Origin of the sequence: Leuconostoc sp. DB-1 (assembly GCF_013414845.1) — a bacterium.
Taxonomy (GTDB): domain Bacteria; phylum Bacillota; class Bacilli; order Lactobacillales; family Lactobacillaceae; genus Leuconostoc; species Leuconostoc mesenteroides.
On sequence record NZ_JABFNJ010000001.1, the window covers coordinates 884,138 to 896,384 of the forward strand.

At 38.9% G+C, this 12,247-nt stretch carries 12 protein-coding genes; 1 reads left to right on the plus strand and 11 read right to left on the minus strand.

From position 1 onward, the window contains the following. Window positions 1-2: 2 nt before the first annotated feature. The 11 genes from aroE to xerC form a co-directional block, all read right to left on the minus strand. Complete coding sequence (gene aroE / locus HFP47_RS04190) at window positions 3-827, minus strand: shikimate dehydrogenase (RefSeq protein WP_042251643.1); 825 nt, start codon at window positions 825-827, stop codon at window positions 3-5. Beyond that, complete coding sequence (gene tkt / locus HFP47_RS04195) at window positions 824-2,746, minus strand: transketolase (protein WP_084014825.1); 1,923 nt, start codon at window positions 2,744-2,746, stop codon at window positions 824-826. The genes aroE and tkt overlap by 4 nt, the downstream gene beginning before the upstream one ends. A 381-nt stretch (window positions 2,747-3,127) precedes the next feature. Next, on the minus strand, window positions 3,128-3,700 hold the full coding sequence (locus HFP47_RS04200; protein WP_179876102.1) for an aminodeoxychorismate/anthranilate synthase component II: 573 nt from the start codon (window positions 3,698-3,700) through the stop codon (window positions 3,128-3,130). Then, entirely contained in the window at window positions 3,697-5,061 is a 1,365-nt protein-coding gene (gene trpE / locus HFP47_RS04205; protein ID WP_084035137.1) for an anthranilate synthase component I, read from the minus strand. Before trpE ends, HFP47_RS04200 begins: the two co-directional genes overlap by 4 nt. Next, entirely contained in the window at window positions 5,048-5,824 is a 777-nt protein-coding gene (gene trpA, locus HFP47_RS04210) for a tryptophan synthase subunit alpha (RefSeq protein WP_011679906.1), read from the minus strand. The genes trpE and trpA overlap by 14 nt, the downstream gene beginning before the upstream one ends. Next, a complete protein-coding gene (locus HFP47_RS04215; protein WP_059442448.1) occupies window positions 5,821-6,396 on the minus strand; it encodes a phosphoribosylanthranilate isomerase in 576 nt (191 codons plus the stop codon). The genes trpA and HFP47_RS04215 overlap by 4 nt, the downstream gene beginning before the upstream one ends. Further along, window positions 6,393-7,181, minus strand: coding sequence for an indole-3-glycerol phosphate synthase TrpC (gene trpC / locus HFP47_RS04220; protein ID WP_042251628.1), 789 nt, complete (start codon window positions 7,179-7,181; stop codon window positions 6,393-6,395). The genes HFP47_RS04215 and trpC overlap by 4 nt, the downstream gene beginning before the upstream one ends. Beyond that, window positions 7,178-8,203: an anthranilate phosphoribosyltransferase gene (gene trpD / locus HFP47_RS04225; RefSeq protein ID WP_042251625.1), complete on the minus strand. Its 1,026-nt coding sequence runs from the start codon at window positions 8,201-8,203 to the stop codon at window positions 7,178-7,180. The genes trpC and trpD overlap by 4 nt, the downstream gene beginning before the upstream one ends. Further along, complete coding sequence (gene trpB, locus HFP47_RS04230; RefSeq protein ID WP_011679910.1) at window positions 8,196-9,383, minus strand: tryptophan synthase subunit beta; 1,188 nt, start codon at window positions 9,381-9,383, stop codon at window positions 8,196-8,198. Before trpB ends, trpD begins: the two co-directional genes overlap by 8 nt. Before the next feature lie 433 nt (window positions 9,384-9,816). Then, window positions 9,817-10,695, minus strand: a complete 879-nt coding sequence (locus HFP47_RS04235) for an aldose 1-epimerase family protein (RefSeq protein ID WP_011679911.1) — start codon at window positions 10,693-10,695, stop codon at window positions 9,817-9,819. A gap of 64 nt (window positions 10,696-10,759) precedes the next feature. After that, complete coding sequence (gene xerC, locus HFP47_RS04240; RefSeq protein ID WP_014324800.1) at window positions 10,760-11,662, minus strand: tyrosine recombinase XerC; 903 nt, start codon at window positions 11,660-11,662, stop codon at window positions 10,760-10,762. A 141-nt stretch (window positions 11,663-11,803) separates the two neighbouring features. On the opposite strand from xerC, the gene HFP47_RS04245 reads away from it, so the two are divergent. Next, a complete protein-coding gene (locus HFP47_RS04245; RefSeq protein ID WP_042251620.1) occupies window positions 11,804-12,244 on the plus strand; it encodes a hypothetical protein in 441 nt (146 codons plus the stop codon). The last annotated feature ends 3 nt before the right edge of the window (window positions 12,245-12,247 follow it).

Sequence of the window (12,247 nt, forward strand, 5' to 3'; positions counted from 1 at the left end):
TTTTATTCCTCAATTGCTTTCTTCATAAGATTTCTGTCAGCTGGCCTGTCGAACCAATATTCAAAGCTTAGCGCTCCTTGATTGACTAACATCGGCAAACCATTTAATGTTGCTAATCCACGTTGGTTAGCAGATTTCAATAATGTAGTTTGTTGATTACGATAAATCATGTCCACCACCAAGGCGTGCTGTGGTAGTAATGCTATTTGCAAATCCGTTAATAGCGTCCGCAAATCATTCATCCCAACGGTGGTGGCATTGATAAGCATATCAGCACGCTTTAATGCTTTGGTGAGCATCTGATTATCTGCTAAATCTTCTAGATGCCCATTCCCCTCACTAAGATAGCTAATCTCTGCTTTTCGCTCATGCCAATCTTCATGAACTCTATTAAACACAATTAATTCCCTCACGCCATACAGTTTCGCAGTGGCAATCACTGATCTAGCTGCTCCGCCAGTACCCAGTACAATAACCATTTCTTTGGGTTGGCGAGAATTAATACTTTGCCAGAACCCGTCTCCATCTGTGTTAGTGCCAATCAGACGCCCTTTAACACTTTTAACCGTATTCACCGCATGAAGCCGCTGAGATATTGGCGATAGCTCATCCAAATATTGAATAATTTCATTTTTAAACGGTGTTGAAACATTGAATCCGCCTACGTGTAAGGCTTTTAGTCCAACGATGGCCTCTTCAAGTTTTTCTGGTAAAATGTCGAAAGCGTGATAGTGTGCATCAATACCATATTCAGCTATCATCATGTTTTGCATTTGCGGCGAACGTGAATGTCCGGCCGGATGCGCGATTAATCCATATAAAGTCATTGTAACTCCTGTGTGATTTTATCGACGATATCTTCAGCATTAAATCCAAATTCGTCAAGAGCTATTTGTGCTGCCGCACTCATACCAAATTCATCAATACCAAATATTACGCCATCATTGCCAGCAATTCCTTGCCAACCCAATGTTGTTCCTGCCTCTATTATCACATTTTTTGTGCCCGTTTCGGGAATAATTTGTTGCTTTTTATCATCATCTAGCGCTAAGAATCGCGACAGATTTGGCATGGAAACAACGTTTGAAGGTAGTGACAGTAATTCACTCACCTTCTGTGCTATTTGGACTTCGGATCCAGTAGCAATCAAGTTAATTTTAGCCTCATCATGATGTCTTATTTGTGCCGCGCCATTTTCAAGTGATTGTTTTGCTTGGTCTGTGCTTCCTTGAGCACCAATTTCGCCACGACTTAAAATTAAGATTGTTGGTCGATCAGTTGACGTCAACGCCCGCTGCCAAGCGCTGGCTATCTCTTCGGCTGTCCCTGGACGCAATACATCAACACCCGGAATCAGACGAAGCCCCATCAGTTGTTCAACCGGTTGATGTGTTGGTCCATCTTCGCCAACCGTAATACTGTCATGCGTAAAAACATAAATACTCGGCACATGCTGCAAGGCACTCAAACGAATAGCTGCCTTCATATAATCCGAAAAAGCCAAGAATGTCGCGCCAAATACTTTTGTACCACCGTGTAAAGCTATCCCATTCATTACCGCGCCCATGCCAAACTCACGCACACCAAACGCAATATTTCTACCCGATCGATCATCGGCGTTGAACAATGGTGAAGCCTCCACTTCAGCATTAGTAGATGCTACCAAGTCAGCTGATCCACCCCATAATTGTGGTAATTGTGTCGCAAAGTTTTGCAACACATATTTAGATATTTTTCGGCCTGCTTGTACTTTCAAATCAGTCGGTAACTCGGGGATGGTCACCGTGTTTTTAGTTGAGAATTGCAGATAATCGGTTAATTCGTCATTCAAAGGTTGTTTTTGATGCAAAAGTCTATTCGAAATTTTAGCACGCATGTCTTCAAGCAAATTACTTGGTAATTCAAAATTTTGTATATCAACATCAAGCGCTGATGAAAGATCTTGCAATTGTTGACTATCTAGTGGTGTGCCGTGAGCCTTGTTAGTGCCAGCGAACGGTCCAAAATCACCAATAATTGTTTTCACAGCAATCAACGTGGGCTCAGGAGACATTTTAGCATTTTCAATTGCATCGTGAATGGCTTCTAAATCATTACCATCTGCCACCTCACGTATATCCCAACCATAACTGGCAAAGCGCGCTAGATTATTTGATATATCTGACCTTTTCTTCAAACCATCAAGACTGACAGCATTATCATCATAAAGAACAACCAACTTACCGAGCTTTTGTTGACCAGCGAGTGACGCTACTTCATGGCTCACCCCCTCCATTAAATCCCCATCACCAACTAGCGCAAATGTAAAATGGTCAATCACTGAGGGAAATTGGTTATTGAGCTTTGCTTCAGCCATTGCCATACCAACAGCCATACCCAATCCTTGCCCAAGTGGTCCAGTTGTTGCTTCAACACCAGGCGTCACACCAACTTCTGGATGTCCAGGCGTTTTTGAATGTGGTTGTCGAAATTCTGATAAATCTTGGGCTGACAGGTCAAAGCCAGCTGCATGTAAAGTCGCATACAGTAATGCGGCACCGTGACCAGCAGACAAAACGAAACGATCGCGATTAATCATATTAGGATTCTCGGGATCAACATTAAGTTGATTTGCATACAACTCATACAAAATTGGTGCAGCACCCAAAGCAATGCCAGGGTGCCCAGAACCAGCTTTGCTAATCATTTGGTTAGACAGCAACCTCAACGACTGAATTGTTTCTGTTGACAATGATGATGTTTTCATGAGATTCTCCTTAAATAAAAATCGTACTAAGTGAGTAAACACCTAGTACGATTTAACAGAAAATTACACTCCTGAAAACATAAAAGCCACTAGGTGTTTAATATCAACACTTAGTGACTCAACCTTGAAAAACTTCTGGTCGCTAAGTGCGTCGTAACCGACGCACTTATAATGCGACGGCTCTACATAAACCAGAAGTAGTAATAACTATTATTTTTCAAGACTTTGCTGTTCATAATTTTTCTCATTCTTATTTGATGTAATTAACTATACATTCATTTATTATAAATGTCAACAGTTTATTAAAATAAACTTCATTACATCATTAATTCCTCATGAAAAAAGCTTTTACTCTTGTACTAGATTTAATTATTATAGTTTTTATTTTACGTTTGCAGTTAGCGCTATAAATTTTTCAATCATTTTTGATCCTGTCGGCGTTCCAATAGATTCAGGATGAAATTGAAAGCCGAACACTGGTAAAGTTTTATGTTGCATAGCCATTATTTCATCGTCATCTTGTGCGATGCCAACCACTTTGAAATCTTTTGGAAAATTTTTTTTATCAAGGATGAGAGAATGATAGCGCATAATTTTGACTAATCCTGTGCTTAGTAACGGCGATGTGTCTGCTACCAGCATATCAGAACCCTTACCATGACGAATAACAGCTGCCCGTTTAACACGTCCACCAAAAACTTCACCAATGGCTTGGTGCCCTAAACAGATACCCAACAACGGCTTGCTGTTGGCATAGTGTCGAATCATATTTTCCATTTCTCCTGCTTGCTCAGGTTTTCCTGGGCCAGGCGAAAAAATAATCCCGTCAGCTTTATCAGCAGTCGCATAGAGTTTCTGATCATCGTTTCTTAAAACCACTAAATCAGTCTTTGTACCTACAATTTGTGCTAGATTATAAGTAAAAGAATCATAATTATCCACGATTAAAATCATACATCCCCTCCAACTCGCAACAACGCTTTAGCCTTGTTAAGCGTTTCTTGGTATTCATTTTCTGCTATAGAATCATAGACAATACCAGCACCCGCTTGTACATATCCTTTGTTACTTTTAACAACCATCGTTCGAATCGCAATGGCAAAATCCATCTGATTATCGCGAGATAAATAACCAATTGCACCGGCATAAACACCTCTTTTAACTGGTTCCATTTCGTAAATACGTTGCAGAGCACGAACCTTGGGTGCCCCAGAAACAGTTCCAGCTGGTAATGTAGCTTTCAAAGCTTCAATAGCAGGTGTGTGTGCCCTTAATTTTCCACTGACTTCAGAAACCAAATGCATGATATAACGGTATTTTTGAATTTCCAGCAAAGTTGTCACCTTGACACTGCCATATTCAGAAACTTTACCAAGATCATTCCGTCCAAGATCGACTAACATACGGTGTTCTGCTAGTTCTTTTTCATTTGTTTTCAACTCTTTAGCAATGGCAACGTCTTCTGTTAATGTTTGCCCCCGTTTACGCGTCCCCGCAATTGGATTAGTAGTTACTGTTTCTCCTCTTACTGTCACCAAGCTTTCCGGGGATGAACCAATAATTTGATAATCACCGTAGTCCATATAGTACATATACGGCGACGGATTTGTACGACGAAGTTGCCGATAAAAATCAAATGGTTTATCCTCGAATTCAAAACTAAAACGTTGCGACGGAACCATTTGAAACATATCGCCTTCTTGAATTAATTCCTTCGTATGATTAACGATTTCTTTAAATTGCTCGGGCGTCACATTTGATTTTGGATTTAATTCATGTAGTTTTACCGGAACGAGTTCATCAGCCACGGGTAATTTCAACTTATTTTCGATTGCAAGAACGACGTGTTCTAAGTTCTGACGTCCCGAATAAACATTATCCACGACAATTTTTATTTTTTCTTGACGATGGTCGAAAATAACAAAATTTTCATACAAAAATAAATGGCTGTCGGGCATATCCAACTCATCTTTAGGTTGGTTTTCTAGTTTTTCATAGCAAGCAACCGTATCAAACCCTACATATCCAATGGCACCTCCTTGAAAAGGCAACTCCTCCACGGGCTGTTCTTGCACAACTACTAAATTTTGCAATGCCAGCAGGGGATCTTTGCTTTCACTAGTTTGACCATCAACCGTCACCAACATACCGTTGGTCTTAAACTCATGGACAGGATCAAGTGCGATAATTGAATAACGTGACTTTTCACTATCTGTAGGTACTGATTCTAATAAAAAACTATGTTCTCCGCGCAACCGAAAATAAGCACTGATTACTGTTAAGGTATCCGCGTCAATTGTCTTAATTTGTCGCATGACGCGCTCCTTTCATGTTTTTAATAAAATCTGTCAAATAAGATGTAGCATCCTCTGGGTGGTCTTCGATAATTTTGACAAGTGCTGAACCAACAATAATCGCATCAGCAGATTCAAATTGTTTTGCTTGATCATATGTCGTGATCCCAAAACCAACTGCAACTGGCAAATCTGTTAGCCGCTTAATCTTAGTAACGATTTCATCAGCTTCGTTTGACAATTTACTTCTAGAGCCTGTTATTCCTAAGGAACTTACTACATATATAAATCCAGAAGCACGTTCTACAATTTTCGGCAAACGATTTCCGGATTGTAATGTTACGAGTTGAATAAAGTCGCGACCATACTGGTGGACAAGTTCCAAAAATTCATCTTGTTCTTCCATAGGCATGTCGGGCATAATAACACCCTGAATATCCAACGACTGCATTTTGCTGAGAAATTTTTCGTACCCATATTTAAATACTGGATTTGTATACGTTAGAAAAACTAAAGGCACATCCGTGTGTTTGCGAACTTCAGCAACTAAATTAAACACATCAGCTGTTGTTGAACCGTTTTCGAGAACCTCTTGATCAGCATTCATGATAGTGGGACCGTCAGCACTTGGATCACTAAAAGCAATGCCAATCTCAATAAGATCTGCACCAGCCTCAGCCATATCAACAATATATTTTGCACTCTTTTCAAAATCCGGATACCCAGCTACCGCGAAACCAATAAAAGCATTTTTATTTTCTAATGCCTGTGAAATTCTAGTCATTTATTACTCCTTGCTATGCGAACCACTTCGCGCATCTTTTCTAAGTTTTTTATACCGTTACATTCTGTTCCTGAACTAATATCAACAACCTTTGGTTTCAATAAAGAGATTGCCTGTTGTAAATTATCGGGGGTCAGCCCTCCTGCCAAGAAATCCAATGACTCTAGTGGCTGAAATTTTTTCCAATCAAATGTTTTGCCAGAGCCTGCTCCTGCATCAATCATTCGGCGCGTAGCTTGTGTTTTATACTGATGGTCAGGCTTCATCACCTTAATAACTGGTAGTCCTGCTTTTTGTATTTTGCTAATTTCCTGTTCAGTCTCATTACCATGTAATTGAACCATTTGAACAATCTCTCTATACTTCAAAATTTCATCTGCATCTTGATTTAAGAAAACACCAACTAATGGAATCTTTTCATCCAATTGCGAACGCATTTTTTGAGCAAGGGCAAGAGACACCGAGCGTCGTTTGTTAGGAACCAAGATAATACCAGCTAAATCAGGTCGAACTTCATTCAAGTAATCTATATCTTGTAAACGAAAATTTCCACATAATTTAATTAGCGTCATTTTTCGCCCCTTAACTGTTGTATGGCCGCTAATTTATCTGCAGCCTTCATGAACGTCTCACCAACTAAAATACCGTCCACGCCAATCTGTTCAAGGGTAACAACATCTGAGCGATCTTTTATACCAGATTCTGAAATAAATAAAATTTCTGGTGGAACTAATTGTCGTAAACGTTTAGTGTTGTCAAAGTCGACCGTGAAGTCTTTTAAATTACGATTGTTCACACCAATAATTCGTGCATTTGCCTTCACTGCTCGGAGAATCTCTTCTTCATTGTGCGCTTCCACAATTACTGACAATCCTAATTCGTTTGCTAAAGATAGGTATTCTTTTAATTGTTCGTCCGTTAAAATAGCAACGATTAATAAAATGATTTGTGATCCAGCTACTTTAGCCTCATAAATCATGTATGGATCAATTGTAAAATCTTTGCGTAATACAGGAGTAGCAGAATCTGCTGCAACTGTTTTTAAAATATCAAGAGATCCCTTGAAATAATTCTCTTCTGTCAAAACGCTTATCGCATCGACACCTGCCACCTCATAGTCTTTCGCAATCCCTTGATAATCAAACTCTGATGAAGGTACAATTTGCCCTTTCGATGGGGATGCTTGTTTAATTTCGGCAATAACTGATATTTTCTGTTGAGCTAGACTTTTTTCGAAAGGAAATTCTCTTGAAACTGTGATGTGTGCTGCTTCTTTTTGTAAGTCATGCAGCGATTTTTGAGCTTGACGCGCCAACATATTTTGACATGTTGCTGCTACTAAATCATCTAATATCATGCCGTCACCGCCCTAGAAGATGATCGCAACGCCTCTAGTTGACCTAATGCCGTTCCATTAATCAAGGTTTCTCTAGCTAGCTGAATGGCAGCATCAATGGACTGCGCTTTTTTTGCAATAAACAATGCTAGCGCAGCATTTAAAATTGCAGTATCTGCCATAGGACCAGTGATTTTCCCTGCTAAAATATGCTCTGTTATTTTAGCATTTTCAATTGGTGTACCCCCTTGTAAGGATTCAATAGAAACATAGTCAAATCCATAATCTTGTGGGTCGAAAGTGGCCTCTCTAATATGACCATTCGATAATATGGCCAAATCAGTTTTAGTTGTTAATGTCACCTCATCTAAACCATCTTGTCCATGAACCAATATAGCTTCTTGAACACCTAATTCTGACAATACATTTGCTAGTGGTACTAGTAACTCTTTTGTGTAAACCCCCACCAACATTGTACGTGGACGTGTTGGATTCGTTAATGGCCCAAGGATATTAAAAATAGTACGAAATCCCAGGCTTTTACGAATTGATCCAACATACTTCATTGCCGGATGAAACGAGCGTGCAAATAAAAATGTTTGCCCAGCATTCGCTAAAACATCAGTCGCTTGTTCTGGTGTTAAATCAATGGTAACCCCAAGTGCTTCCAATGCATCTGCCGTACCTGATTTAGAACTAGCAGCACGATTCCCATGCTTGACGACAGGCACCCCCGCTCCAGCTACAATGAAACTAGCCGTTGTCGAAATGTTGAATGTACCGGACAAATCACCACCAGTTCCGACAATGTCCATTGCCTCAAATTCTGATGGAATTGTCTTTGCATGATCAATCATGGCCCGAGCCGAGCCAACTATTTCCGAAACAGCTTCTTTTTTTGCGGCTAATCCCATTAAGTAAGCTGCAATTTCAGGGTCAGACACTTTGCCGTCCATAATATCGTTCATTACTTTCTGAGCCATATCATCTGTCAAATTTTTTTGCACGAGCAAGGTTTTAAGTGCTTCTTGAATATTACTCATGAATATCAACTCCTTTATAACGGGCTATCGCGGCAACGTCTTTGTCACCTCGACCACTCAAATTAACCATTATTTGTTGATCTTTTCTCATTTTTGGTGCTAATTTCATTGCATAAGCTACTGCGTGTGCGCTTTCAATTGCAGCAATTACACCCTCTGTTTTTGCAATGTATTCAAATGCATCAACTGCTTCATCATCTGTAATCGGTACATAAGTTGCTCGGTGAATATCCTTTAGATAAACATGCTCCGGTCCGATGCCAGGATAGTCCAATCCTGCAGAAATACTGTAAACAGGATCAATTTGCCCATCAGCTGATTGTAAAAATTGGGATTTCATACCATGAAAAACACCTTTTGAACCTAGTGCCATGGTTGCAGCTGTTTGATCAGTTTTTACGCCTTTTCCAGCGGCTTCAACGCCAATCAACTCCACTTCTGCGTCATCAATGAACTTAGCGAAAGCACCAATTGCATTCGATCCACCACCAACGGCAGCAATTACAGCGTCTGGCAGTTTTCCAGTCATTTCTAAGAATTGCCTTCTGGCTTCCTCACTTATAACCGATTGGAAATATTTAACCATTTCTGGGAAGGGATATGGACCAACCGCTGAACCAAGTACATAGAAAGTATCATCAATTCTTTTTGTCCAGTCTTGAAATGTTGCGTTCACCGCATCTTTTAAGACTTGTGTTCCTGTTGTCACCGCATGAACTTTGGCCCCTAGTAGCTCCATGCGATAAACATTCAACGCCTGTCGTTCTGTATCCTCCTTGCCCATAAAAATTTCTGCTTCCATACCAAACAATGCCGCAGCCGTAGCTGTTGCCACGCCATGTTGTCCGGCACCTGTTTCAGCAATTAAACGTGTTTTACCCATTTTTTTGGCAATTAATGCTTGCCCTAAAACATTGTTAATTTTATGAGCACCAGTGTGATTTAAATCTTCTCTCTTTAGATAAATTTGCGCACCACCTAAGTCTTCAGACATATTTTTTGCATAATATAACATAGATGGTCGGTTCGCGTAATTGTCGAATAAATCTTTCAATTCACTTTTAAAAGCTGGATCCTCTTTATATTTATTGAATGCCTCTGTGACTTCATTAATTGCTGGCATTAGCAATTCTGGAACAAATTGTCCCCCATATTCTCCGTAATAACCTTTTCTTGTCATCTTATTCCTCTTTCTTTAAGCAAACAAAAACCGTCCTGAAAAATTTGCTTTTGCAAAAATTTCAGGACGGTTTTCCCGCGGTGCCACCTGATTTCGTTTAAATCAAATGGTACCCAAAAAGCCCACTCGAGTTAAAACGCGTCTCAACAGTTATCTAACAATAACCTGATCACTTACGTGGATCTTACGTTTGGCAGTACTTGAGATTGCTCTCGTTCAACCAACCCTCAACGGTCCATTTGCCATGTTGCGTTCGGCCCTACTTCCAGTAACAAGGGCTCCCTTTACGTGCACACATGGTTTGATCTCCGTCTCATCAGTTTATGACGTTTTTAAATTACTATCAGTTTAAGACATTATGATAGATAATGCAACCTTTTAACCTAAATTCTAATAAAAAAGGCATCAATACTAATGTATCAATGCTTTTTTATTAGAAGAACTGTAGACTATAGGTGCCATTAAAAGTATCGCCGGCAGCTAAAACATTTGAACCAAATTTCTCTTTAAAGTTACCTGTTGCATCTACCGTGTCAGCCAACCCCCACCATGGTTCAAGCGCAATAAATGGTGCTTGTTTACCAGCAGGTGTCCAAACGCCGATAAATTGCGCATTGTCTAATGTCATACGCAATCCATGTTGATTAGCCAAACGAGCCAACAAAAATGACGTCTTTTGTCGATTGAGTTTCAAAATAATAGCATCATCATGATAGTCTTCCTGACGCAGACGTAGTGGAATACTAGCATTAAAAGGCGTGGGATGGTTTGGATTGGAATATGGTCCAACTAGACGTACACGATCATATATTTTTTCAGGCTCAATTGACAGATAGTAGTCCGAAAACTTTCCTCCATCAAGTGGCAAATTAAAGGCCGGGTGTCCACCCACACTAAAGAATAGGGTTTCTTCTTTATCGGGATTATGTACGATATAAGCAATATGTAGTGTGTCATCCTCTGTTAATTCATAACTGATATCTAATTGAAACTTAAAAGGATATACACGATGCGTCGACTCAGAGTCAACAATACGAAAAACAGCCTTATTTTCACTTTGTTCAACAACATCAAATAACATATTACGTGCAAAACCATGTTGGTTCATGTAATACGTCTCACCCGCAACTCTAAATTGATCGCCACGTAATCGGCCCACAATAGGGAACAGATTTGAAGCATGTCGTCCCCAATATTTAGGGTCTGCAGTCCATATATATTCTAATTCAGCATTTTTATGCCAGACACTTGTTAATTCGGCGCCTTCTGGATTAATTTTCACAATGAGGTGTTTATTTTCTAGCGTTATCATAACTTTTATTTTACTATCTTTTCTTAGATTTGTGAAGCGCTTGATAAACTATTTTTGTAACCGGTTACTTATTGGCTCGCGGAAAGAAATTTTGATAATTTTTTTGTAAACTTTCTCGCGTCACATGGGTATACATTTGTGTCGTTGACAAATTAACATGACCCAACAGTTCCTGAACCGTTCTCATATCTGCACCTCGATTAATCAAATGGGTCGCAAAAGTATGACGCAACATATGTGGATGAATTTTACCAGTCAATGCAGAACGTTGCATTAACTGGTTTAAAATGTAAGTAATGCCAGCTGGTGTAATTGGCTCGCCACGATGATTTACAAATACATATTCATGTTCTTGATTTACTGTTAAGGATGCACGCAAATCTGTAATGTATTCTTTCATAATATTTTCTGCAAAATGCCCAAAAGGAACATAACGATCTTTATTTCCCTTACCATGAATGAGCACCAGGCGCTGCGAAAAATCCAACTGAGATAACGTCAATCCAGCAATTTCAGCCACTCTTATTCCAGTAGCATATAAAAATTCAAGTAAAGCTGCATTACGTTCCCACAAATGATCTTCATGATTGTAGGCCACATCAAAAAGTTCATGCAGTTCATCTTCATAAAAAAAATCTGGTAATTGGTTCTGATGTTTTTTTAATGAAATACTATCAAATGGATTATCAATGGCAAATTGATTAGTAATTAAAAATTGATAAAACATTCGCAAACTGCTAATCTTTCTAGAGATAGTTGTACGAGCCAACTTTTTTTCATATAAATCATTCAAATAGACACGTACATCTAAAGTTTGAACTTCTCCAAATTTTGTAAATCCGCCACTTTCATGCAAATAATTCTTAAATTCAGCAATATCTGTTAAATAAGCTTTTAAGGTTTGCGGTGAATATTGGCGTTCTGATTCTAAATAATCATGATAAAGTTGTTCTTCACGTGTTGTCATATTTTCATTATACTATCTATTGAAAAGATTAAGAACAATTAAATTTGTTTGCAATCATATAAACTCACCCAAATTTGTCTTAAGATGTCGTATAGTAAAGTTAGGATCTAACAATTAACGTTAAAGATATGGAGATTAAATATGAAAGTACCAGTATATAGCCCCATAGAGCAATTACGTGAGCGCGTAATGAAGTTACAAAACAAGGCATTGGTTAATATTGCTAATTTCCGAAAAAATGTCTTAAAAAATCGAGATGACCGACGCAAACGAATAGCTAAGTTATCAAAAACACGCGAAATTTCTATTGTTCCTTATGAATCAACAGCCAGAGCTGTTGACACTAATAGTTTTGCCTATGCCTTGGAATCCTCAATTACAGAAAGTGCTGCACCGCAAAAAAAACATTTTGCCATTTCAAATTATATTAAAAACTTTTTCTATCACCCACTTCGTGTTTTATCTACCGTTGTTATTCTGATTCTATTAGTTTATATTGCGGTTATGTTTTCTAAAGCAGTTTCCACAAACCAAAATCCAATTACCGAAACACGAACACAACAATCGAAAAATACAAAATAAAAA